Below are 23,875 nucleotides of genomic sequence, written 5' to 3' on the forward strand. Positions count from 1 at the left end.
ATTAATAATGATGAAAAAAATAATAATACTTGGCGGTAATCCAGAAACCGGAGTTTTAGTAGAATTTGCCAATAATATGGGATTACACACTATTGTAATCGATCCAAATCCAGAGGCACCTGCTAAAAAATTCGCTGCTGAGACATATGACATCGATGGTTTTGACATCGATGGTATTGTAAAAGTTGCTAAAGAAAAAAACGTAGATGCAGTACTTGTCGGTGTTGCAGATATTTTAGTTAAGCCCTATAAAGAAATTTGCGAAAGACTAGGACTACCTTGCTATGCTACAGATGGTACAATTGAAGCTTTCTGCAGTAAGGATGGCTATAAACGTTATTGTGAAGCGCACGACGTACAAGATATACCAGGTATTTATCTTAAAAAAGACGAACCCATAAGAAAGCCTAAAAAAGTTGACCTTCCATTAATGGTAAAACCAGTTGATAGTGGCGGAGGTGTTGGTATGAAAATATGCAGAGATGAGGAAGACTATAACCAAACCGTAAAAAATGTTCTTAAATTCTCTAAAAAAGGCATCGTCCTGGTAGAAAAGTATATGGACTCTAGTTGTCACGATATGGCCGCATATTACACGTTTAAAAATGGAGTTCCGTATTTATCTGCCATATACGACAGAACCTTAACCAGACTACAAGGCAACTCTAGTCCTATAGGCTTGGCAACCTTGTATCCTTCGAGGTTTACAAAGAAATTTGTAGAAACTGTACATCCAAAATTATCTGAATTATTTAAAGCCACAGGAGTGCAAAATGGTGTTTTAAATATTCAGTTTTTCGTTGAAAATGGTGAGTTTTACAGTTATGATCCTGGTTTTAGATTACAAGGAGAGGCACCACACATTCCTCTGGCACACATTAACGGTTTTGATCACAGAAAAATGCTTATCAACTTTGCTTTAACTGGTGTTTTTGGTGATGAAAATTTTGCAAAACAAAATGATTACATGCTTGGTGGTAAGAAGGCATGCTCCATTTGGGTTCTTTTAAAAGCCGGAAAAATTGAATCAATAAAAGGTTTAGATAAAATTAAAAATCATAAAAATGTAATTTTTGTAGTAGAACGATTTAATGAAGGAGACGAAGTAACACCAGCAATGGTGGGTACAGAAAGACAAGTGCTCTACAGAATCTATACGGTTACAGATTCTGTTGCAGAAACAAATCAGACCATTTTAGACATTAAAAGCACATTAGATGTTAGAAATGAAAACGGTGAAAACATGGTACTAGAATGGACTAAACTATGGAACGCAGATGACTACAGTCATCATTAACAATAACAACCCTAACCTATAAACCAAAAATGAATGTTAGTATTTTAGAACAATTTAAATTAGACAACAAAAAAGCAATAGTTGTCGGTGGTGCTGGAGACCTTGGCAAAGCTATGGTAGAAGCATTAGCAGAAGCAGGTGCACAAGTGGTCATCATAGACATTGATGAGAGAATGTTTGATGTTTGTACAAAGCTAAAACAGCGTCAATTTAATGTGGAAGGCGTAAAGGCAGATATTAGTAAAATCGATGAAGTACAAAGCTCTTACAAAAAAGCATTAGACATTCTTGGTGGCAAACTCGATATTTTAGTGAATTCTGCTGGCATACAACGCAGATACCCAAGTGAGCAATTTCCAGAAGAAGAATGGAGCAAAGTTATGGCCATTAACTTAGATGCAACTTTTTATTTCTGCAAGTATGCTGCCAACACCATGCTACAAAACAATGGTGGTAAAATCATCAATGTTGCCTCCTTAATGAGCTTTCTCGGCGGAATTACCATTCCTGCGTATGCCGCATCAAAAGGTGGTGTTGGTCAATTAACAAAAGCTTTATCTAATGACTTAGCAGCTAGAGGCATATGTGTCAATGCAATAGCACCAGGCTATATGGATACGCAATTAAATGCCGCAATTATAAATGACAAAAAACGAACCGACGAAATCTTTGTGCGAGTACCTATGAAACGTTGGGGAACTGGTAAAGACTTAAAGGGTTTAACTGTGTTTTTAGCTTCTGCTGCTAGCGATTATGTAAGTGGTACCATTATACCTGTTGATGGTGGCTATCTCGGTAGATAGAGCATATTTATTGGTAAAAAAAGAAGCAGTTGTCTAAAATAAACTCAAAACTGCCATTCTGAATTTATTTCAGAATCTTGTTGAATTAATTTACAAGAATCTGAAACGAGTTCAGATTGACAAAAAGCATACAGTTTGAGATAACAGCTTCTTTTTTTATTGATTGAGTAATTCAACTTCTATATTTTTTAGTTCAATTTTAGATACTAGTTTTAGCTTATTTTCTTCAAAAGCTTTACCAAAATCAAACAATCTCAATTCGTTGCTTTCAGTCTTATAATTGTTGTAATCTACAAAACGAACATTTTTAATATATCTTTCATTAAACGCTTCTCTAAAACGCATCCCTACACCATCTTCTTCATTATACGAGTACGCTAAATAATCAACTTTAAAGTTCTCTTTATCAAACCAATACACAAAAACATCTTCGTAGTCTTCACCTCCACCATCTGCATTAAATGTTACTTTAATTTTATAATAGTTTTTTTCCTTAATTTGCTCTTTACCCACTAAAGTTTTGTTAACAGCCTCAGCATTTAATCCGTGTGGTAAAACAGAAAAATAATGCACCGAGTTTACAGATGCTGAAAACTTAGCCTCCAGACTATCATTTAATATAACACGATTATTATTTACAAAGCGTTCAAAATTACTGTTTGTAAGTAAATCGAAAACAGAATCGTTACCATCTTTAAACATACGTATTAAGGAAAACTTACCATTATCGCGTCTCGCCACATAGTACTTATCTCTAAAATTAAATCTTATAACGGAATTTTCAAACAAGTTACCTCCTGCATTCTCAATAGATTTAGTAACTATTTCATCTGCTGAGAGCTGTATTGCCTTTTTTTCTTCTTTGCAATTAAACAGCATTAATCCAAATAGCAAAAGATAAAAATATTTCATATCAATTATTTAAAGATTTGAAGTCGTAAAACTAAATAATACTTTACAATAAAACATACTTGAGGCTTTTGTACTTTGTACTTCTTACTTTAACAACTATCTTTGTCAATCATGCAAAAAACCGTTAACATACTTAACAAAAAAGCTAAGTTTCAGTACGAGATACTAGATAAGTATACTGCAGGAATTGTATTAACTGGCACCGAAATAAAATCTATAAGAGCCAGCAAAGCTTCTATTGCCGAAAGTTTTTGCGAATTTAACGATCATGGAGAACTCTTTGTAATTAACATGACCATACAAGAATACGCTTTTGGCAACTACTACAATCATAAACCAAAGGCCGAACGTAAATTACTACTTAATAAACGCGAGCTAAAAAAACTTGAAAAAGAAGTTAATATTAAAGGAAATGCTATAATCCCGACGCGATTATTTATCAATGAAAAAGGACTAGCAAAGCTAGAAATAGCTCTAGGAAAAGGTAAAAAACTTTACGATAAGCGCGAGACCATAAAAGATCGTGATAACAAGCGTAATTTAGACCGCATTAAGAAAAGTTTTCGATAACTTTAGGATTGCTATAACTTTTACATATTTCATTTTACTCTAAGTTTGATGCAATTGCAGCCAACCATTAATGGTAAAATAGCGTCTGTAATTATAAAGGCATGTTTTTTGTGCGATAAAATCCATGTCTAAGTTTAACCATCAATCAACATCTATGAAACTAAAACTACACGCTCTTTTTTTACTTTTTGTTTGCACTTTTGCATCTGCCCAAATTACAGGAACCATTACAAACACTAAAGGCGAACCACTACCCTTTGTAAATATTCTCATTGAAAACACATACAAAGGCACTACAAGTAATGATGATGGTTATTATGAACTATCCGTTTCAGAGAAAAAATCATACACCATAGTTTATACGTATTTAGGCTATAAAACAGTTAAGAAAACTATTGATGTAACCTCACTTCCTTTTAAAGTTGATGTTACTTTAGAAGAGGAATCTGTTTCTCTAAATGAAGTCGTGGTAGCATCAGAAGACAATCCTGCAAACGTAATAATTAGGCAATCGATAGCCAAACGGAAAGAGAATCTTGAGAAAATTGAATCCTTTAAAGCCGACTTTTATTCGCGCGGATTGATAAGAATTAAAGATGCACCAGAAAAAATATTAGGTCAAGAAGTTGGAGATCTTGGTGGTGGTTTAGACTCTACCAGAAGTGGTATTATTTATCTATCTGAAACCATTTCAAAAATTCAATATTTACGACCAAATCAGCTCAAAGAAAAAATTACAGCATCTAAAGTAAGTGGAGACGATAATGGTTTTAGTTTTAATAATGCACAAGATGTAGATTATAATTTTTACAATAATACGGTTGAGTTTGGTAATCAAATCGTGTCACCAATAGCTAACAATGCTTTTGGGTATTACCGCTATAAATTAGAAGGTATCTTTTATGATGAACATGGCAACCTCATCAATAAAATAAATGTGATTCCTAAGCGCGAAAATGATCCTGTGTTTTCAGGCACCATTTATATAGTTGAAGACCAATGGACGCTTTACGCTATTGAACTAGACATTACTGGAACGCAAGCCAGAATTCCTGCCGCAGATATTATCTCATTAAAGCAAAGTTTTTCATATTCCAAAACTGATGATTTATGGGCTTTAATATCGCAAAGTATTGACTTTAAATACGGCATTTTTGGCATTAAAGGAGATGGACGCTTTACTGCTGTTTACAGCAACTACGAATTCAATTCTAACCTTACTCAAAAAGATTTTGGAGCAGAGCTTGTATCCTTTGAAAATGAGGCTAACAAAAAAGATTCTTTGTTCTGGAAACAAATACGACCTGTACCTCTAACTGAAGAAGAACGTACAGATTATGTAAAGAAAGATAGTATACAAATTGTTCGCGAATCTAAAACGTACTTAGATTCTGTAGATCGCGAAAAAAACAAATTTAAACTTGGTGATGTTTTAGGTTACACTTATAATAACTCTTATAAAAAGTATAGTTTAGGTTTTGATATTCCTGTTGGAGGAGTTCAGTTTAATACTGTACAAGGATTTACCACGCAACTCAATTTGTTTTACAATAAACAGTTAGACGAATTTAGACGCTATTTTAGTGCCAATGCAAGCGTACAATATGGTTTTTCGGACGAACGCTTACGTGCAACTGCGTCATTAAGATATAAGTTTAATAATACTAACAGGCGTTTCTTAACGCTTTCTGGTGGAACCAAGGTAGAACAGTTTAATTCTTCGGAACCAATAACACCTTTTGGAAACTCTATTGCAACATTATTTTTTGAAGAAAACTACATGAAGTTGTACGAACGTCGTTTTATTCAACTTAATTACTCAGAGGAGTTATTCAACGGCTTTTATCTGTATTCTAACATTTCTTACGAAAACAGATCAGCACTTTTCAACACAACAGATCAGGCATTCTACCCAAGGGCAGACCAAGTTTACTTAACAAACAACCCTATAGATCCTACAAGCACAGATGCACCTTTTGAAAACCATAATATTGTAAAATTTAATGTGACTGGTCAGATTAACTTTGGTCAAAAATATTTGAGTTATCCAGATAGTAAATTCAATATTAGATCAGAGAAGTATCCAACTTTGGTATTGAGTTACGAAAAAGGTCTGGGAGCTACAAATAGCGATTATAATTTTGACCAGATAAAAGCAAGACTCTATCAAAGCTTTACAATAGCAGACAAAGGTCGCTTTAGCTACAACCTAAGAGGAGGTAAATTTTTTAATGCAGACGATATTGCGTTTATGGACTACCAACATTTTAATGGCAACCAAATTAACGTAAGCAGACGCGGTAATTATACAAACGTATTTAACAACTTAGGCTATTACGACTTAAGCACCAATGACAGTTATCTAGAAATGCATGCCGAACATGATTTTAATGGCTTTATTTTGGGAAAAATTCCAGGTTTAAACAAGTTAAATTTCAACCTTATAGTAGGTGCGCACAACTTAACAACACCAGACAACAAACCGTATCAAGAATTTACAATTGGTATTGATAATATTGGCTGGGGAAAATGGCGTTTCTTAAGGTTTGATTATATTCGCTCTTACCAAGGAGGATTTCAAGGAGATGCTATTTTATTTGGCTTGAAATTCTTTTAATTTTAAATAATTGTCATTTCTGCGAAGGCAGGAATCTATTAAACCGTTGTAAAATATTTAATATAAGAAACTAAATTAGAATTCGATTGACAAAAATACCTGATTATATTTTTTACAGATTATACAAAAATTCTAATTTGACAAATAAATCTATTCCCGAATGGTCTAGCATTTTTGTTATTTCAATAATTCTGACTTTTAATATATTCTCAATATTAGTTTTACTAGATTATGATCTTAAATCAATTGGAGAAAAAGGAATAAAAATTATTCCTCTTATTCTCATTGGGCTTAGTTATTTTTTATTTATATACAGAAAGAGATATATTAACATTATTAAATATTTTGACCAAACTGAAAACAAACTGATTTATGACTTTTTGGTTTTAATTTATATCATTGGTTCAATTCTATTTTTCTTTTATCTAGCTGATGTTGGAATAAAATATTGGATTTATATAATTGTATTTGTTTTAATAATGTCTCAAATTCCTAAAATCATTGAATTCATAAAATGATAAAAAGGTGTCAGGACATTCTATATAAAAATATTATTTTGTACCTAAGCAAAGTAAGTTACCAATAACACTAATCATGAAGAAATTACTTTTACTTATTACGCTTTTTTCTTTTTGCATAAATGCCCAAGAAGAAACAAAAGATTACAGCAAAAATGTGGCTACATTAGATAGCACCATTGAAACTCTATATACCGTCATTTCTGGCGACAAAGGTTTTGAACGCGATTGGGCTTTGTTTAAACATTTGTTTCACAAAAATGCAAAGCTAATACCAACAGGAAAAGATAAAGAAGGCAAACAAATTGCACGCTATATGACGCCTGATGATTACATTAACAGTTCAGGAAAATGGTTAGTGGAAAACGGATTTCATGAAGTTGAAATCAACAGAGAGGTACAAACATATGGAAACATCACGCAAGTGTTTAGTACTTATGAGTCCTTTAAAAATAAAGATGATGATAAACCATTTATGCGAGGCATTAATAGTATTCAATTACTAAATGATGGCGAACGTTGGTGGATTATCAATATTTACTGGATGCAAGAAACTAAAGACAACCCTATTCCTGATGACTATTTACCAAAGAATTAATCTTATTTTTATCAAAAAGTAAAAACAACACCATGCTAAAAACACGCAAAATCAATTTCATTCTAGCGCTTGCAATTACTCTTTCTTTCCAAAGCTTTGCACAAGACACAACAGAAAAAGTAACACCTATTTTCAAAGATGGTGAAGCTCAAATTGTTGAAGCCTTTAACAATCCAGACAAATGGATACATCACGATCTTTGGGTAGAAACGGAGTTTGATACAGATGGTGATGGTGATTTAGACAGAATGCATGTTTCTGTTACCAGACCAGAACAAACTGATACAGAAGACTTAAAATTACCTATTATCTATGTTACGAGTCCATATTTTGCAGGTGTTGCTGGTGATACACCAGGTATTATGTGGAATGTAGAAAGAGAACTCGGAGGCAAATCTGAAGAGCGCACACATCCCGAAGTAAAACGACGTGCTGCACCGAGACCAATGATTTCATATTCTCACATCAAAAAATGGGTTCCTCGTGGTTATGTTGTTGTTCACTCATCTTCGCCTGGAACTGGTTACTCTGACGGTGCACCAACTTGTGGTGGTAAAAATGAATCTTTAGCACCAAAAGCTGTTATCGATTGGTTGTGTGGCAGAGCAAAAGGTTACACAGAACGCGATGGCAAAAAAGAAGTAAAAGCCTATTGGTCTACCGGAAAAGTAGGTATGACAGGTACATCGTATAATGGTACTTTACCTTTAGCAGCAGCAACAACTGGTGTTGATGGTTTAGAAGTTATTATCCCAATTGCTCCAAACACATCGTATTATCATTATTACCGTTCCAACGGCTTAGTACGTTCTCCTGGAGGTTATTTAGGTGAAGACATCGATGTGCTTTATGATTTTATTCACAGTGGTGATGAAGAAAACAGAGCCCACAACAACAAAGTGGTTAGAGATACTGATATGATGAACAATATGGATCGTCAGACTGGCGATTATAGCGATTGGTGGGCAGCCAGAGATTACCTTAACCAAATGGATAATATGAAAGCTGCACTACTAATGTCTCATGGCTTTAACGACTGGAATGTAATGCCAGAGCATAGTTACAGAATATATAAGGCTGCAAAAGAGAAAGGACTTCCTGCTCAGATTTATTATCATCAGAATGGTCATGGTGGACCACCTCCAATTTCAATAATGAACAAATGGTTTACTAAATATCTTCATGGTGTAGACAATGGAGTTGATAAAGAAGAAAACAAGGCTTATATCGTAAGAGAATATGATGACCCTTCAAATCCAACGGCTTACAAAGATTATCCTAACCCAAATACGCAGGATGTTGTTTTACACCTTACAGAAGGAGGAAATACAGCAGGTGGATTAACACTAAATAAAAATGTTATAGAAACTGGAGAAATACTTATAGATGATGTTTCATTCTCTGGTGCTGATCTCGCAAAAGCGGAGCGCTCAGAACATAGATTACTATATGTAACACCTAAGTTAAATGGAGATATCCATATTTCTGGAGTACCAAAAGTGAGTATTACACTATCTACTAACAAGCCAGCGGCAAACCTGAGTGTATGGCTAGTATCCTTACCTTGGGATGATAGCGCATCAAAAATTACCGACAATATTATTACTCGTGGTTGGGCAGATCCTAAAAATTATAAATCATTAACTAACGAAGAAGACCTAATACCTGGTCGTTCATACACGGTGAATTTTGATCTACAACCAGATGACCAAGTTATAAAAGCAGGACAGCAAATTGGATTAATGATTTTTTCTAGTGATAAAGAATATACTATCCATCCCAAACCCGGAACCGAATTAACCATCGAACTAGACAAAACAACCTTAACACTACCAATTGTTAATGGTAAAGAATCCTATAAAAAATACGTTAATTAACGCTTAATAAGTTTAAACGTTTGTTTATAATCTTCATTTTCTATGATTATAAAATAGATACCATTGGCTAATGCTTTGGTATCTATTTTGTTTTCATACAACTCTACTCCAACTTGTTTCCCAGAAACATCAAACATTTTAATATTTAAGTTTTCGATTTCTGTTTTAATTGATACATAATCTGAAAATGGATTTGGCAGTACTTTCAGATCCGTATTGGCAATATCCTCTATACTCAAGGCATCGTTACAATTTGGGTTTATTGATGATGATGTTGCAAACGTACCGTTGTTAACATACCAATTTTGCCACTCACCACCACTCCCACTTTGCCAGTCGGAAAGATCAAAATAATTTTGTCCGTTTAGTGTACCTGGTACTTTATAAACTTTTAAAGCTTCATCATTTCTTACCCAATGTAATGGATTTCCATTAGTACAAGTTTCTGGTAAAAATTCATCCGTACAATTAGATTGCAAGAAGAAGGCATACTCAGGATATGTTGGGTATTCGCCATAAACATTAGCCATTCCATTTTCATCAACACAAACAGCAGTATATTCATTACATGCTATACCAAAGGCTCTTGAAGTGTTATCATTTGCATAACGTGCCAGAAAAACACTGTGTCTTCCTCTTCGGTCTGGATCATCGTAATGCGTATCTGTAATCACTTGGTCTAAATAAGGGATCTCTAAAAAATCATTATATCCTAAAGTCATTCTGTTATGGTAAGGATCGCCAAGTGCTTGTGCATTTGTTACTGTTCCGTTTTCTGCGGAAAAATAACCACCACCTAAGATGGCCATTCCTGCACTTGTTCCTCCTATGGCACCACCTTTTATATTCACAAAATCGTTAATCGCATCTTCCATGGCATTATTCTTAAAGAAGCTTACATAATCGTACTGATCGCCACCTGCAAACCAAATCGCCTCTGCTTTTTCTATTTTGTCTAAAACATAGCTATTGGTGGCTCCTTCCGCATTTGAAATAACAAAAGTTCTTACCGAATTTATGGTTACGCCTAGTTGAGAATAGAAGTAGTTGTTATAACCATCACTACCCGAAGCTCTAAGTACAACCACATCGCCTCCGTTGGCTCTATTTAAAAACCAAATCATCGCCTCATCATTCTCGCTTGCACCACCCATCATACAAATTCCAAAATCTGGTGAAACAATAAAATCGTTAGGGTTACCGGTTAAGAATTCTGTGTAGCCCTGACAAATAGCCAGCTTAAAAAATATGCTTAACATAAATGCTAGATAATATCTCATAACTTAATTTTTATCCTCTAATAAAGGTACAAATCTAAATTCGCCAAACTCTTGTTTTTCAAACTCTTTTTGCCCTTGTCTTATAAAAAGTGTCATTATCTGTACATCCTCACCAACCGGTATTACTAATCTGCCTCCAATTTCTAACTGACTCAATAAAGGTTTGGGTACAAAGGGTGCTCCCGCAGTTACAATAATACTATTAAAAGGTGCTTCTTCCTTTAGGCCTTTGTAACCGTCTCCAAAAATTAACTTTTTAGCGCGATAGCCTATTTTTGGCAAAAACTTAGACGTCTTTTTAAATAATTCTTGTTGGCGCTCTATGCTGTAAACCTTAGCGCCAAGTTCTATTAATACGGCACATTGGTAACCGCTACCTGTACCAATCTCAAGCACTTTGTCACCAGGTTTTATTTGTAATAATTCAGATTGAAATGCTACAGTGTAAGGTTGAGAAATCGTCTGATCTGCCGCAATCGGAAAAGCCTTATCTACATAGGCATGATCTATAAAGCCAGAGTCCATAAATAAATGTCTCGGTATTTTACCAATGGCATTCAGTACCGCTTTATCTTTAATTCCCTTTTCAATAAGGGTATCAACAAGTTGTTGACGCATCCCTTTGTGCTTAAATGTATCTTTCAAATCTTAGTTTAGTTTCAGGCTAAATTACTTCAAACAAAAGCAAAATGCAATTTCAATTTTCAATTATTAAATTCTCATTATTTTAGATTTTCTTTCTTAAATATCTCGTTCAAATCAATTATTTTTGAAAAAAACAGAAAAACATGCTAAAAGCTGGTGTTTTGGGTGCTGGTCACCTAGGAAAAATACATTTGAGACTACTCAATCAATCCAAAAAATATGAGCTTGTTGGGTTTTATGATGCAGATGCTGAAAATGCAAAACGTGTTGTAGAAGAGTTTGGTTACACATATTTCGATTCTATTGAGGCTTTAATTGACGCTGTAGATGCTGTAGACATTGTAACTCCTACGCTTTCTCACTACGACTGTGCCAAGCAAGCCATTAAAAAAGGTAAACATATTTTTATAGAAAAGCCAATTACCAATACTGTTGAAGAAGCTGAGGCCATAAGAACTTTAGTTGCAGAACATGGTGTAAAAGGACAAGTTGGTCATGTGGAGCGTTTTAACCCTGCATTTATAGCAGTGAAGGATAAAATAGAAAATCCTATGTTTATAGAAACGCACCGTTTGGCAGAGTTTAATCCTCGTGGTACAGATGTTCCTGTGGTATTAGATTTAATGATTCACGATATCGACATTATTCTTAGCGTGGTGCAATCGCCTGTAAAACATGTTTCTGCAAGTGGAGTTTCTGTCGTTAGTGACACTCCAGATATTGCAAATGCGCGTATTGAATTTAAAAACGGATGTGTAGCCAACCTTACTGCAAGTCGTATTTCATTAAAGAATATGCGAAAAACACGTTTCTTTCAAAAGGATGCTTACATCTCTGTAGATTTTCTAGAAAAGAAATGTGAGGTCGTAAAAATGAAAGACGCACCAGAAAACCCTGGTGACTTTGATATGATTCTTCAAAATGCTGAAGGTGTAAAAAAGCAAATCTATTTTGACAACCCTGAAGTTTCTGGTAACAACGCCATTTTAGACGAACTCGAAACATTTGCAGATGCCATTAACAACAACACAAAGCCAGTTGTAACATTGCATGATGGTACAGAAGCGCTAAGTGTTGCAACAATGATAATTAATCAGTTTTAAAAAAGCCTTCCCTAACCCTTCCAAAGGAAGGGAATTCGAAGCGCTCTTTAAATACATATTACTAACAAAATTCTTACCAGCCCGAGTAAGAATTCCTTCCTAAAGCCTGTGCTGAGCGCAGTCGAAGTAGGAAGGCTAGGATGGGCTCTTTATTAATTATGAAAAATATAGCAGTTATAGGAGCAGGAACAATGGGAAACGGAATTGCCCACACCTTTGCTCAATCAGGATTTAAAGTAAACCTTATAGATATTAGTGAAGCGTCTCTAGAACGCGGCTTGGCTACAATTTCTAAGAATTTAGACAGAATGGTAGCTAAAGAAAAAATCACTGAAAATGATAAAGTAGAAACCTTAGGAAACATTACGACCTATACAAACACGGTTGATGGTGTTAAAAACACTGATCTTGTCGTTGAAGCAGCTACAGAAAATGTAGATTTAAAACTAAAGATTTTTAATCAGCTAGACGACGCTTGTGATGACGCTACAATTTTGGCTACAAACACATCTTCAATCTCAATAACACAAATTGCAGCTGCAACATCGCGCCCTGAAAAAGTGATTGGTATGCATTTTATGAATCCTGTGCCAATCATGAAATTGGTAGAGATTATTCGTGGATACAATACTAGCGACGATGTTACTAATACCATTATGGAGTTATCTAAAACGCTCGGTAAAGTACCAACTGAGGTTAATGATTATCCTGGTTTTGTAGCCAATCGTATTTTAATGCCAATGATTAACGAGTCTATCGAGACTTTATATAACGGTGTTGCTGGTGTTCAAGAAATTGATACCGTAATGAAACTAGGTATGGCACATCCAATGGGACCATTACAATTAGCAGATTTTATTGGTTTGGATGTATGCCTTTCTATCTTAAATGTAATGTATGACGGCTTTAAAAACCCTAAGTATGCACCTTGCCCTTTGCTTGTTAACATGGTACAAGCTGGTAAATTGGGAGTGAAATCTGGAGAAGGTTTCTACGATTATTCAGAAAGCAGAAAAGCAGAAAACGTATCTAAGCAGTTTTTATAGTATGAAGTACAAAGTGTAAAGTATGAAAGTTCAGGATTTAATAGCTTATCGAAAGGGTTTTAAACTAGCGATGGATATTTATGAAATTTCAAAATCTTTTCCTAAAGAAGAAACTTATTCACTTACAGATCAAATAAGGCGTTCTTCAAGAAGTATTTGTGCCAATTTATCTGAAGCTTATCGCAAAAGACGATACCCTAAACACTTTATCAGCAAGCTTACCGACTGTGATGCCGAAAATGGAGAAACTCAAACTTGGTTAGAGTTTGCAGCTGCTTGCAAATACATTTCTTTAGAACAATTCGAGTTATTAAACGAAGAATCTTTAGAAGTTGCTAAACTGTTAAATTATATGATACTTAACCCTGAAAAATTTGGTTCAAAAAAAGGATACTAAAAATATAGTAATAAGTATCTTAAATTTGTTACTTCATACTAATTACTTATTACTTTACACTTTAAACTAAAGCATGGCTAAAATAATTCCATTTAAGGCGGTTAAACCAACCAGAGCCATTGTTGGTCTTGTAGCAGCACGCCCTTATCAAAGTTATACTTTAGATGAACGTGAATCTAGAATGGGATACAATCCGTACAGCTTTCTCCATATTGTTAATCCAGGATACAAATACGACCAAGAAGTCACTGGAGAAGAGCGTTACCGACTGGTAAAAAGCCGTTACGAAGAATTTAAGGAAGATGGCATTTTTGTTACCGAAAACAAACCGTCATTATATGTCTATAAAATTGTAAACAGACATGGACAGGAATTTAACGGTATCATTGCCGCAACAAGCGCTGAAGATTACGAAAAAGATGTTATAAAAAAACACGAGGATACTATTGCAAAACGCGAACAAACGTTTAAAACCTATCTGCAAACGGTAGGTTTTAATGCAGAGCCTGTGCTACTCACCTATCCTGATAATGCCATTGTATCAGACATTATAAAAGAAACTCAAAAAGGCTATGCTGAATTTGAGTTTACTATGACCTATAGAGACACACACTATTTGTGGAAAATAGATAATGATGAGACCATTAATAAAATTCAAAATGAATTTAAAAAAATGGAAACCATTTACATAGCAGATGGTCACCACAGATCGGCTTCATCATATCTGTTGTATAAAGATGAAAAAGAGAAAAACCCAAACCACAACGGTTCTGAATCTTACAACTTTTTTATGTCGTATTTAATCCCAGAATCTGATTTAGTGATTCAAGAATTTAACCGATTGGTAAAAGATTTAAACGGATTAACAAAAGAAGAATTTTTAATAAAACTAGATGCACTTTATAGAATTGAAAATAGAGGTTTAACACCATACAGTCCTTCTAAACCACATCATTTTAGCATGTATTTAGATGGAGAATTCTATTCACTTTATTTAAGAAAGACGAATTATAATTTTGAAACTGCGCTCGATAAACTTGATGCTCAACTCTTGTACAGCACAATTTTAGACCCTATACTTAGTATTAAAGATTTGAGAAACGATAATAGGATTGAATACGTACACGGCAAACACGAAATGATAACCATTAAAAGTAGTGTGGATAGTGGAAAGTTTAAAGTTGGTTTTGGCATGTGCCCTGCAACTGTGAAACAAATGAAAGAAATTGCAGACGAAGGCCTTACAATGCCTCCAAAAAGCACTTATATTTTACCAAAATTAAGAAGCGGAATTACGATTTATGAGTATTAAAGACAACCTTCAAAACATAAAATCTAGCATACCAGAACATGTTACTCTAGTTGCGGTTTCTAAAACCAAACCTGTTAGTGATTTAATGGAAGCTTATGATGCTGGTCAACGAATTTTTGGCGAAAACAAAATTCAGGAAATGGCTGAAAAGTATGAACAAATGCCAAAAGATGTACAATGGCATATGATTGGCCATGTACAACGTAACAAAGTGAAATACATGGCTGAGTTTGTCAGCTTAATTCACGGTATTGACAGCTTTAAACTTCTAAAAGAAATTAATAAACAGGCTAAAAAGTACGATAGAGTCATCGACTGTTTGCTTCAAATAAAAATTGCTGATGAGGATAGTAAATTCGGCATGTCTGCAAATGATGCTACTACCCTTTTATATTCAGATGAATTTTCAGAATTAAAAAACATTAAAATTGTTGGTCTCATGGGAATGGCAACATTTACAGATAATATGACACAAGTAGAAAACGAATTTAGATTTCTAAAAACTACTTTTGACCAGCTTAAAACTCAGAACTCAAAACTCAAAATTTTAAGTATGGGCATGAGTGGCGATTATAAACTGGCAATAGAATGTGGCAGTACTATGATACGCGTAGGAAGTAGTATCTTTGGCGCAAGAAATTATCAGTAAACAGTAAACAGTAGACAGTAGACAAAGCTTACACTTTTAACTTTTAACTTTTAACTTTTAACTTTTAACTTTTAACTTTTAACTTTTAACTTTTAACAAATTTACGCAATACTAGACATAGAAACTACTGGCGGAAAGTATAATGAAGAAGGCATTACTGAGATTGCTATTTACCGTTATGATGGTCATAAAGTAACCGATCAGTTCATTTCTCTTGTAAACCCTGAGCGCGAAATTCAACCTTTTGTGGTTAATCTTACTGGTATTAATTCTAACATGCTCAAAAATGCGCCTAAATTCTATGAGGTAGCAAAACGTATTGTTGAAATTACAGAAGATTGTATTATTGTAGCACATAATTCAGATTTTGATTATCGCATCTTAAAAACTGAATTTAGGCGTTTAGGCTTTCCCTTTAAGCGTAAAACATTATGTACAGTAGAATTGTCTCAACAGCTTATTCCAAATATGGAATCTTATAGCTTGGGTAAATTAACCAGAGCTTTAGGAATTCCTGTAAGTGACAGACATAGAGCTAATGGTGATGCTTTAGCAACTGTAAAATTGTTTAAAATGTTGCTTAGTAAAGACTCTGATAAAAAGATTATTAAGCAAGCTGTAAAAGTTGAACAAAAATCTAAGTTAGCACCAAACCTAAAAGAGATTATCGAAGCGTTACCGAGTGAGACAGGTGTTTACTACATTCATGATGCCAATGGTGATATTATTTATATTGGCAAGAGTAATAACATAAGAAAACGTATAACACAACATTTTACTAATAAAAATTCAAAATCAAAAAAAATTCAGGTTAATGTCGTTGCCGTTAGCTATGAAAGAACAGGAAGTGAACTTGTAGCACTCCTCAAGGAAAGTGAGGAAATAAAAGCTAATAAACCTATGTTAAACAGAGCACTAAAGCGCAATCAATTTACGCAAGGACTTTATAGCTTTACAGATGATAACGGTTATGTAAACCTTCGCATTTTTCCCATTAGGAAAAACGAAAAGCCTATAACCACCTTTGCGAATAGAAAAAGTGGTATTTCGTTTATAAACAAAATGGTTGAAACTTACCAGCTATGCACTAAACTTTGTGGTTTAGAAAAAACTAAATCTAGTTGCTTTAATTATGGTATAGAAGAATGCGAAGGTGCGTGCATACAAAAAGAATCACCAGAAGATTATAATAAAAGAGTTAATGTTGTAATTGCAAAAAACACCTACGACAATAAAGACATGGCTATTATCGATAGAGGAAGGTACATTGATGAAAAAAGTGTCATCTTAATAGAAAATGGTGTGTTTAAAGGTCTTGGGTTTTTTGATTTGAATCATCAAATTAATAATAGAGAAATATTAAAATCGATAATAACACCAATGCAGAATAACAGAGATACGCAGCATATAATTCAAAGTTACATGCGCAAAAATAAGCGCCTTAAAGTTATAGAATTATAAGAGTGTATTTACTTTTTGTATTTTTAAATTGTGGAACATAAGAACAAACATACCTGGAAAACCAGACTTCACGAAATAATTTATGAAGCAGACACACCTGCCGGAAAATTATTTGATGTTATACTACTCATAGCAATACTTGCCAGTATTATATTCGTTATGCTAGAGAGTGTAAGTAGTATTGATGCTAAATACCATACTATCTTAAATGTTGGCGAGTGGATAATTACTATTCTATTTACTGTAGAATATATTGTAAGAATTATCACCGTAAATAAACCCCTTAAATATATAACCAGTTTTTATGGTATTATAGATTTACTCTCAACCATACCAAAATATTTATCATTTTTCTTTGTTGGTTCTCAAGCCTTAATAACCTTACGTGCATTACGTCTATTAAGAGTGTTTAGGATCTTAAAATTGGCGCGCTACCTAGGAGCTTCAAATCAGCTTAAAGATTCTATTATTGCAAGTCGTGTAAAAATATTGGTTTTTCTTTTTGCGGTGTTAGTCTCCTCAGTAATATTTGGTACAATTATGTATTTGGTAGAGGGTGAAGAAAACGGTTTCAGTAATATCCCTAAGAGTGTATATTGGTGTATTGTAACACTAACTACAGTTGGTTTTGGTGATATTGCTCCGCAGACCGCTTTGGGACAATTTATTACAACCATAATAATGATTTTAGGTTATGGCATTATCGCTGTACCAACAGGTATTGTATCTGCAGAATATGCAAGAAGCGTCAACAAATCTGCCAAGAATGAAGAAGAAAAAGAACTCAATAGTCCTTACAAAGCCCAACAAGCTGTGCATACAAACTCACAATGCTGCATTAATTGCTTAGCCCAAAAGCATCAGGATGATGCTGTTTTTTGCCATAAATGTGGATGCAAACTTCATCATGACTAAAATCCTTATTTCTATAGTTGGCCCTACTGCCATTGGTAAAACAGCACTTAGTATAAAGCTAGCACAGCATTTTAATACAGAAATTATATCAGCTGATTCTCGTCAGTTTTTTAAAGAAATGACTGTTGGAACTGCTGTACCTTCTACTGAGGAGTTAAATACGACAAAACATCATTTTATTCAACATATATCAATAAAAGACAATTACAGTGTTGGGGATTTTGAACGTGATGCAATCTCAAAAATTGAATCCATTCATAAAAATAATGATATAGCGATAATGGTTGGTGGCTCTGGTCTTTACGTAAAAGCTGTAACCAAAGGACTAGATCACTTTCCTGATGTAGACAAACATATTCGTACTGAGTTAAACAAACGATTGATAAATGAGGGTATTGAAACACTTCAAAAGCAATTAAAGTCATTAGATTTTAAGGCTTATCAATCAATTGCTATAGATAATCCACAACGCATAATTCGTGCTTTAGAAGTTTGTATAGGTTCTGGTCAGCCCTATTCTTCGTTTTTAACAAAAACTGAAAAAACGAGACCTTTTAAGGTTGTTACTATTGGGTTAAGCGCTGTCCGATCTATTATCTATGATAGAATTAACCAGCGTGTAGATATAATGGTAAATGAAGGATTAATTGAAGAAGCAAAAGAACTTTTACCAAATAAGCACCTAAATGCTCTTAATACGGTTGGTTACAAAGAACTTTTTAATTATTTTGAAGGAGAATGGACGCTAGATTTTGCAATTTCAGAAATAAAGAAAAACACCAGACGATTTGCAAAGCGCCAGCTCACTTGGTTTAAAAAAGATGAGACAATACAATGGTTTGATTACACTACAGATATAAATAATATCATCAACTATTTAGAAAAACAATCATAAAAAAAATCCGATGTGTTTACATCGGATTTTTTGAAATTATAATTAACTCTCTTTGTCATTAACTACGAGTCTAAAGCCTTCACCATGAATGTTAAGAATTTCAACTTTAGGATCTGGTTTTAAGTATTTACGTAACTTCGCAATGTATACATCCATACTGCGAGAGGTAAAGTAATTATCATCTCTCCATATTTTGGTTAATGCCAGTTCTCTTGGCATTAAATCATTTTCATGCAATGCCAATAAGCGCAATAATTCGTTTTCTTTTGGCGATAATTTTGTTGGTTCGCCTCCATCAAACTTTAAGAAACGAAGTTTAGAATTGAGATCAAAACGTCCAATCTTAAACTCAAACTGCTTGCTATCTGCAACAGAGTCTGTTGCTTTGCGTTGCATTATGGCTTTAATTTTCATTAAAAGCACCTCGCTATCAAAAGGTTTATTGAGATAGTCGTCTGCGCCTACCTTGTAACCCTTAAGCACATCTTCTTTCATTGCTTTAGCCGTTAAAAATATTATTGGCACATCTGTATTTTTTTCTCTAATTTCTTTTGCTAGTGTAAAGCCGTCCTTGTATGGCATCATTACATCTAAGATGCAAAGATCGAAATCGTCTTTTTTGAACTTTTCAAAACCTTCCATTCCATTTTTGGCATGGACAACGTCGTAATCGTTCATCATTAAATAATCTTTTAAAACAGTTCCAAAGTTTGGATCGTCTTCTACCAAAAGAATTTTTTTGTTTTGTTCTTCCATGATTCGTTTTTATGATATTAACGGCAGCTTTATTATAAAAGTACTGCCTTTTCCTTTTTCACTTTCTACTGATATATGACCTTGATGATCATCTACTATTCGTTTTACGTAGGCTAAACCTAACCCATGTCCTTTTACATTATGTACATTTCCTGTATGCTCTCTGTAAAATTTTTCAAACACACGCTTGGCCACTTGCTTAGACATCCCATTACCTTGATCGGCAATTTTTAGAATAACGTTATTACCAGCATTTTCTGTGTAGACGTCTATTTTTGGCTCATCATCTGAATACTTAACAGCATTATCTAGAATATTAACTATAACATTTGTAAAGTGCGACTCGTTTGCTAAAACCGAAGTTTTATCTGCATTAAGGTGGGTTTTTACGTAGCCTTGCCTATCTTCTACAATTAACTCAATGTGTGTAATTGCATCTTCAACTAAGTCGTGTAACTCTAATCGTTCCTTACTTATGTTAAGTTCGTTCTTTTCTAATTTAGATATACGCAATACATTTTCTACTTGCGCATGCATACGTTTATTTTCGTCCTTTATCATTCCTAAATAACGCTTCACTTTATCTTGATCAGCAATTATTTTTGGATTTTTAATAGCATCTAAAGCTAAATTTATTGTAGCTATTGGTGTTTTAAACTCGTGCGTCATGTTATTGATAAAATCTGTTTTTATCTGCGATATCTGACGTTGTCTTATTAATTGATAGATGGCACTAGAATAGGCAAGAATTATAACACCTGTAAATATTATTGATAATACAATCATCTTTAATATTGAAGATAATAAAAACCGCTTTCTTTCTGGGAAATCTACATAGAGCCTGTAACTACTTTCATTGTTAGTGTCTAAAAAAATGGGCACTCCTAAAAAGGCATTATTTTTTTCAAAGTTTCTGGTTTGCACTTTTGTTGCTAAATCGTCATCATATATGGCAAATTCAAAATCTATATCTATGCCTTCATCCTTAAGGTGTCTTTTTAGCAACGTTTCAACTTGTAAGGCTGTTACTCTTTTATAAATTGGCACCTCTCTTAGAAACGTTTTAAAAGTGTCTTCATAGGCCTTTTTATCAATATCTGGAAGGTGAGAAAACTCTACCAGAGTTTTAGTAGGTTTTATACCAAGATTGCCGTCTAATATGGTCCTATCAAAATATTCGGTTGTACGTTCGCTAGTAAAGTTACTTATATCTATACTGTCTGTATCAATTTCAAAGAACAAAGAAGGCACTTTAAAGCGTTCTTCTAAAATGGTATTACGGTGAATTATAGTTTGGTCATTTACTATATCCTCGGTCGTAATATAGAGTTGTCTTATGGCGGTAGAATCTGGCGCTCTATTATTTGCAATATAAGGCTGAATTAGACCATAAAACTTTCTAATTTCGTAATCTTGAATGTCTCTAGACACAAAACTTAGTGCTCTTGTTACACTTCGCGAAAAGTTATCTTTTTCGTTTTCTAAACTATTGTTTATGAAAAAAGATTGAACAAAAATTATACCTATGAGCGATAGGCTCATTAAAACCACCAATAAGATGAATAGTTTTTTACTCATCAGCCAAATTTAACATTTTAACATTTAGCACAAATTATGTTTAACCTTACATTAACAATCATAAGATCATTGCTGCTTAGTTTTTTGAAGTAATGTTTGGTGTATATCCTGTGCTTGTTTCTGGGCCTCCTCCAAATTATTATTTTTAATGACAAAATGAGATTTTTTAATCTTGTCTTCATCAGAGAGTTGATTACGAATAATAGATTCCACCTTCTCTTTTGAAGTGTTATCGCGTTGCATAACGCGTTCTATTCTCAAATTTTTATCTGCAATTACGGTAATAATATAATCGTATTGGTGTTCTAAGCTATTTTCAAAAATTATTGCAGCTTCTTTAATTACGTATGGTGTATCTTGTTTTTTTAACCAACGTTTAAAATGTGAAGCTACCTTTGGGTGAACAACAGCATTCATTTGAGACAGCAAGGTTTTATCACTAAAAATCTTTGACGCTAAATATTCTCTATTTAAAATCCCATTTTCATATGCATTTTCACCAAAAAGTGCTGTAAGCTTTCGTTTTATAACTTTAGACCTGTTCATTAAAGCTTTAGCTTCTTTATCTGCAATATACACAGGTACTCCTTGAGATTGAAACCATTTAGCTATGGTTGTTTTACCACTTCCTACACCACCTGTTATACCAACTATAATCATATTATAACCTTATAAAATCTATACGCTTCTGCTTAATATTAATACGCTTTACAAATTCTGGCAGTTTTGTAACTCTAGGTATAAAATAAGTTTGCCCCTCGTTTATTTCATTATAATCACATTCAACAACAAAATCGGAAGCTTTAATTTCATTATAACTTTCTAAATCTACATAATAGGAAAGTGTAACCGTTTTAGGAAAGTAATTAATAAGAATGTCTTTAGGCTTATTTATTATTGTCAATGGTACTTCAATCTTACCTTCAGTGAAACGTTTCACTTCCGCTTTTACAGTAATCCTTTTAGGAAAAATTTCAACACTATTTATTTCAGATACTGCAACACTAGTACTAATATCATCGTTAACATTGCTTAATTTCAAATCGTTTGTCAAAACCGAACTTATATTTGATATAATTTCATTAGGACCTATAATTTTAGCGCTATCTACACTAAGGGTAAAATATCCTTTTATGTCAAATCCTGTGGCGTAATCAATCTTGGTTTTTAAAACAATAGGAACAGTCTTAGATGCTCTTTTAGAATAAGGTATGTGCAATATATCTGGTTTTAAGGAGCGTATTTTGTAGGATGCGCCTAATTGTTTTTCTAAAAGAAAACTATTCTCTTGGACTTTAAAAACGAACTCATTCTTTTTAATCTCTATATCTTCATCAGCATCTAAGATTATCGTTTTGGTATTATTAAAAGCATAGGGTATTAGCGCAAAACCTTTTGCCTCTACCATTGCTAAAATAATGCTAGATGTATCATCTTTAATTATTATCTCTTCTTGTAATTTAGAAAGTTTAATCTTTAGTTTAATGGGCTGAATGTAATCACTTGAGAATTTAGAAAAAACTAAAAACACAAATGCTATGCCTAAAAAGATTCCAAAACGATTAATGTTTGGTTTTTTAAGCCAATCTAATATGTTAGACTTTTTATTAGCAGACATATTAATTAAAGAATAAATCAGGAAAAGCTTTCTCTGGCTTCCGTCTTAGTATTACAATATTGAAAGTAGACTTTATAAAGCCGTAACCATAACCAAAAAATTGAACTAGAATGGCCACTAAGGACAATGCGGCAACACTTAAACTTTTACTATTTGCAAAAGCTAATATAAAAACTAGAGCAAAATAAATCCCATAAGCATATATAGGTAATATAAAGTTAAATAAACCAGAGCAGATAGCTAATACTAAGCCAATTGAAAATAAGGTTGGCAGCCAGTATGCTAAACTTTTAGACTCTGGATGCCATTGATTAAGTATTGGCCGTACCAATCCAAATTTATTAACCTGCTTGTAAAATTTAGACCATGATATTCGACGTTTATGATAAACGTAAGCTGTATTAATTAAAGCTGTTTTATATCCTAATTTCAATAATCTTAAAGACAGATCTGGATCCTCGCCAGGATGTATTTTACCAAATCCACCTGTTTCTAAAAATGCTCTTTTAGACAAGCCCATATTAAAGCTACGCGGTTGAAAGTCTTCAATCTGCCGTTTTCCTCCTCTAATACCGCCTGTTGTAATAAAAGAGGTCATGGTGAAATTAATTGCTTTTTGAAGGTTTGAAAACGATATGTGTGCCGCATCTGGCCCACCAAAACAATCATAAAAGGTGTTTGACAGAAAACTATTTACTTCTATCAAATAATTTGAAGGAAGTATTACATCAGAATCTAGAATAATATAGTAGTTCCCCTCAGCATTATGCATACCAAAGTTTCTAGAATCTCCCGGCCCTGAGTTCTCTTTGTAGAAATAGGATATTTTCAACTGACTACCAAAACTCTGAACAACGTCTTCAGACTTTAAAGAAGAGCCGTCTTCAACAATCACAATTTCATAGTCAATGTTACCTTCTAAACGTGTAAAACTTTCTAAAAGTTCTTTAGTTTCGTCAGGTCTATTATACACAGGCACTATAAAAGAAAAATACAATCTCTTCATAGCTACAAAAGTAACTAAAGAA

Annotated in this window: 22 protein-coding genes; 14 read left to right on the forward strand and 8 right to left on the reverse strand. The window is 33.6% G+C overall.

Annotated elements, in window-relative coordinates:
* Nucleotides 1-7 precede the first annotated feature (7 nt).
* Complete coding sequence (locus tag BWZ20_RS03485) at nt 8-1,297, forward strand: carbamoyl-phosphate-synthetase (RefSeq protein WP_076616366.1); 1,290 nt, start codon at nt 8-10, stop codon at nt 1,295-1,297.
* A gap of 29 nt (nt 1,298-1,326) precedes the next feature.
* Nucleotides 1,327-2,100, forward strand: coding sequence for an SDR family oxidoreductase (locus BWZ20_RS03490; RefSeq protein WP_076616369.1), 774 nt, complete (start codon nt 1,327-1,329; stop codon nt 2,098-2,100).
* 156 nt (nt 2,101-2,256) lie between these two features.
* On the opposite strand, the gene BWZ20_RS03495 is transcribed toward BWZ20_RS03490, so the two are convergent.
* On the reverse strand, nt 2,257-3,012 hold the full coding sequence (locus BWZ20_RS03495) for a DUF6503 family protein (protein ID WP_076616372.1): 756 nt from the start codon (nt 3,010-3,012) through the stop codon (nt 2,257-2,259).
* A gap of 111 nt (nt 3,013-3,123) precedes the next feature.
* Here BWZ20_RS03495 and smpB point away from each other — a divergent pair, with 111 nt between their 5' ends.
* The 4 genes from smpB to BWZ20_RS03520 all read left to right on the forward strand — a co-directional run bounded on the left by smpB (nt 3,124) and on the right by BWZ20_RS03520 (nt 9,192).
* Nucleotides 3,124-3,582: an SsrA-binding protein SmpB gene (smpB, locus tag BWZ20_RS03500; RefSeq protein ID WP_076616374.1), complete on the forward strand. Its 459-nt coding sequence runs from the start codon at nt 3,124-3,126 to the stop codon at nt 3,580-3,582.
* A gap of 154 nt (nt 3,583-3,736) precedes the next feature.
* The gene (locus BWZ20_RS03505; RefSeq protein ID WP_076621247.1) at nt 3,737-6,199 is read left to right on the forward strand and encodes a DUF5686 and carboxypeptidase regulatory-like domain-containing protein; all 2,463 of its coding nucleotides are present in this window, start codon (nt 3,737-3,739) and stop codon (nt 6,197-6,199) included.
* Between the two features lie 594 nt (nt 6,200-6,793).
* Complete coding sequence (locus BWZ20_RS03515) at nt 6,794-7,315, forward strand: hypothetical protein (protein WP_076616380.1); 522 nt, start codon at nt 6,794-6,796, stop codon at nt 7,313-7,315.
* A gap of 32 nt (nt 7,316-7,347) precedes the next feature.
* Complete coding sequence (locus BWZ20_RS03520; RefSeq protein WP_076616383.1) at nt 7,348-9,192, forward strand: Xaa-Pro dipeptidyl-peptidase; 1,845 nt, start codon at nt 7,348-7,350, stop codon at nt 9,190-9,192.
* Here the strand turns inward: BWZ20_RS03520 and BWZ20_RS03525 are convergent.
* Complete coding sequence (locus tag BWZ20_RS03525) at nt 9,189-10,472, reverse strand: cyanophycinase (RefSeq protein ID WP_076616386.1); 1,284 nt, start codon at nt 10,470-10,472, stop codon at nt 9,189-9,191. The genes BWZ20_RS03520 and BWZ20_RS03525 overlap by 4 nt on opposite strands.
* 3 nt (nt 10,473-10,475) lie before the next feature.
* Complete coding sequence (locus BWZ20_RS03530; protein ID WP_076616389.1) at nt 10,476-11,117, reverse strand: protein-L-isoaspartate(D-aspartate) O-methyltransferase; 642 nt, start codon at nt 11,115-11,117, stop codon at nt 10,476-10,478.
* A gap of 143 nt (nt 11,118-11,260) precedes the next feature.
* On the opposite strand from BWZ20_RS03530, the gene BWZ20_RS03535 reads away from it, so the two are divergent.
* The 8 genes from BWZ20_RS03535 (at nt 11,261) to miaA (ending at nt 18,895) form a co-directional block, all read left to right on the forward strand.
* Nucleotides 11,261-12,220 (forward strand): Gfo/Idh/MocA family protein, encoded by a 960-nt coding sequence (locus tag BWZ20_RS03535; RefSeq protein WP_076616392.1) that lies wholly within the window; start codon nt 11,261-11,263, stop codon nt 12,218-12,220.
* Nucleotides 12,221-12,378: 158 nt separating this feature from the next.
* Nucleotides 12,379-13,266, forward strand: coding sequence for a 3-hydroxybutyryl-CoA dehydrogenase (locus BWZ20_RS03540; RefSeq protein ID WP_076621248.1), 888 nt, complete (start codon nt 12,379-12,381; stop codon nt 13,264-13,266).
* A 22-nt stretch (nt 13,267-13,288) separates the two neighbouring features.
* Nucleotides 13,289-13,663, forward strand: coding sequence for a four helix bundle protein (locus BWZ20_RS03545; RefSeq protein ID WP_076616395.1), 375 nt, complete (start codon nt 13,289-13,291; stop codon nt 13,661-13,663).
* Nucleotides 13,664-13,736: 73 nt separating this feature from the next.
* A complete protein-coding gene (locus BWZ20_RS03550) occupies nt 13,737-14,975 on the forward strand; it encodes a DUF1015 domain-containing protein (RefSeq protein WP_076616398.1) in 1,239 nt (412 codons plus the stop codon).
* On the forward strand, nt 14,965-15,624 hold the full coding sequence (locus tag BWZ20_RS03555; protein ID WP_076616401.1) for a YggS family pyridoxal phosphate-dependent enzyme: 660 nt from the start codon (nt 14,965-14,967) through the stop codon (nt 15,622-15,624). The genes BWZ20_RS03550 and BWZ20_RS03555 overlap by 11 nt, the downstream gene beginning before the upstream one ends.
* 99 nt (nt 15,625-15,723) lie before the next feature.
* Complete coding sequence (locus BWZ20_RS03560) at nt 15,724-17,085, forward strand: 3'-5' exonuclease family protein (RefSeq protein ID WP_076616404.1); 1,362 nt, start codon at nt 15,724-15,726, stop codon at nt 17,083-17,085.
* A gap of 30 nt (nt 17,086-17,115) precedes the next feature.
* Nucleotides 17,116-18,000, forward strand: a complete 885-nt coding sequence (locus BWZ20_RS03565; RefSeq protein ID WP_076616407.1) for an ion transporter — start codon at nt 17,116-17,118, stop codon at nt 17,998-18,000.
* Nucleotides 17,993-18,895: a tRNA (adenosine(37)-N6)-dimethylallyltransferase MiaA gene (gene miaA, locus BWZ20_RS03570; RefSeq protein ID WP_076616410.1), complete on the forward strand. Its 903-nt coding sequence runs from the start codon at nt 17,993-17,995 to the stop codon at nt 18,893-18,895. The genes BWZ20_RS03565 and miaA overlap by 8 nt, the downstream gene beginning before the upstream one ends.
* 42 nt (nt 18,896-18,937) lie before the next feature.
* Here the strand turns inward: miaA and BWZ20_RS03575 are convergent, their stop codons facing one another.
* From BWZ20_RS03575 to BWZ20_RS03595, 5 genes are all read right to left on the reverse strand, one after another.
* The gene (locus BWZ20_RS03575; protein ID WP_076616413.1) at nt 18,938-19,651 is read right to left on the reverse strand and encodes a response regulator transcription factor; all 714 of its coding nucleotides are present in this window, start codon (nt 19,649-19,651) and stop codon (nt 18,938-18,940) included.
* A gap of 9 nt (nt 19,652-19,660) precedes the next feature.
* The gene (locus tag BWZ20_RS03580; protein WP_076616416.1) at nt 19,661-21,229 is read right to left on the reverse strand and encodes a sensor histidine kinase; all 1,569 of its coding nucleotides are present in this window, start codon (nt 21,227-21,229) and stop codon (nt 19,661-19,663) included.
* A gap of 66 nt (nt 21,230-21,295) precedes the next feature.
* Nucleotides 21,296-21,889 (reverse strand): dephospho-CoA kinase, encoded by a 594-nt coding sequence (coaE, locus tag BWZ20_RS03585; protein ID WP_076616419.1) that lies wholly within the window; start codon nt 21,887-21,889, stop codon nt 21,296-21,298.
* A 1-nt stretch (nt 21,890) separates the two neighbouring features.
* Nucleotides 21,891-22,847, reverse strand: a complete 957-nt coding sequence (locus tag BWZ20_RS03590) for a hypothetical protein (protein ID WP_076616422.1) — start codon at nt 22,845-22,847, stop codon at nt 21,891-21,893.
* 1 nt (nt 22,848) lies between these two features.
* Entirely contained in the window at nt 22,849-23,853 is a 1,005-nt protein-coding gene (locus BWZ20_RS03595; RefSeq protein ID WP_076616425.1) for a glycosyltransferase, read from the reverse strand.
* Between the last annotated feature and the right edge of the window lie 22 nt (nt 23,854-23,875).

Origin of the sequence: Winogradskyella sp. J14-2 (assembly GCF_001971725.1) — a bacterium.
Taxonomy (GTDB): domain Bacteria; phylum Bacteroidota; class Bacteroidia; order Flavobacteriales; family Flavobacteriaceae; genus Winogradskyella.

Bases quoted from the DNA above. Each gene is read 5' to 3' on its own strand.
- BWZ20_RS03550 (WP_076616398.1), top strand. From the start codon at position 13,737: ATGGCTAAAATAATTCCATTTAAGGCGGTTAAACCAACCAGAGCCATT.
- BWZ20_RS03485 (WP_076616366.1), top strand. From the start codon at position 8: ATGATGAAAAAAATAATAATACTTGGCGGTAATCCAGAAACCGGAGTT.
- BWZ20_RS03505 (WP_076621247.1), top strand. From the start codon at position 3,737: ATGAAACTAAAACTACACGCTCTTTTTTTACTTTTTGTTTGCACTTTT.
- coaE (WP_076616419.1), bottom strand. From the start codon at position 21,889: ATGATTATAGTTGGTATAACAGGTGGTGTAGGAAGTGGTAAAACAACC.
- BWZ20_RS03590 (WP_076616422.1), bottom strand. From the start codon at position 22,847: ATGTCTGCTAATAAAAAGTCTAACATATTAGATTGGCTTAAAAAACCA.
- BWZ20_RS03525 (WP_076616386.1), bottom strand. From the start codon at position 10,472: ATGAGATATTATCTAGCATTTATGTTAAGCATATTTTTTAAGCTGGCT.
- BWZ20_RS03490 (WP_076616369.1), top strand. From the start codon at position 1,327: ATGAATGTTAGTATTTTAGAACAATTTAAATTAGACAACAAAAAAGCA.
- BWZ20_RS03520 (WP_076616383.1), top strand. From the start codon at position 7,348: ATGCTAAAAACACGCAAAATCAATTTCATTCTAGCGCTTGCAATTACT.
- BWZ20_RS03495 (WP_076616372.1), bottom strand. From the start codon at position 3,012: ATGAAATATTTTTATCTTTTGCTATTTGGATTAATGCTGTTTAATTGC.
- BWZ20_RS03540 (WP_076621248.1), top strand. From the start codon at position 12,379: ATGAAAAATATAGCAGTTATAGGAGCAGGAACAATGGGAAACGGAATT.
- miaA (WP_076616410.1), top strand. From the start codon at position 17,993: ATGACTAAAATCCTTATTTCTATAGTTGGCCCTACTGCCATTGGTAAA.
- BWZ20_RS03535 (WP_076616392.1), top strand. From the start codon at position 11,261: ATGCTAAAAGCTGGTGTTTTGGGTGCTGGTCACCTAGGAAAAATACAT.
- BWZ20_RS03575 (WP_076616413.1), bottom strand. From the start codon at position 19,651: ATGGAAGAACAAAACAAAAAAATTCTTTTGGTAGAAGACGATCCAAAC.
- BWZ20_RS03555 (WP_076616401.1), top strand. From the start codon at position 14,965: ATGAGTATTAAAGACAACCTTCAAAACATAAAATCTAGCATACCAGAA.
- BWZ20_RS03545 (WP_076616395.1), top strand. From the start codon at position 13,289: ATGAAAGTTCAGGATTTAATAGCTTATCGAAAGGGTTTTAAACTAGCG.
- BWZ20_RS03515 (WP_076616380.1), top strand. From the start codon at position 6,794: ATGAAGAAATTACTTTTACTTATTACGCTTTTTTCTTTTTGCATAAAT.
- BWZ20_RS03580 (WP_076616416.1), bottom strand. From the start codon at position 21,229: ATGAGTAAAAAACTATTCATCTTATTGGTGGTTTTAATGAGCCTATCG.
- smpB (WP_076616374.1), top strand. From the start codon at position 3,124: ATGCAAAAAACCGTTAACATACTTAACAAAAAAGCTAAGTTTCAGTAC.
- BWZ20_RS03595 (WP_076616425.1), bottom strand. From the start codon at position 23,853: ATGAAGAGATTGTATTTTTCTTTTATAGTGCCTGTGTATAATAGACCT.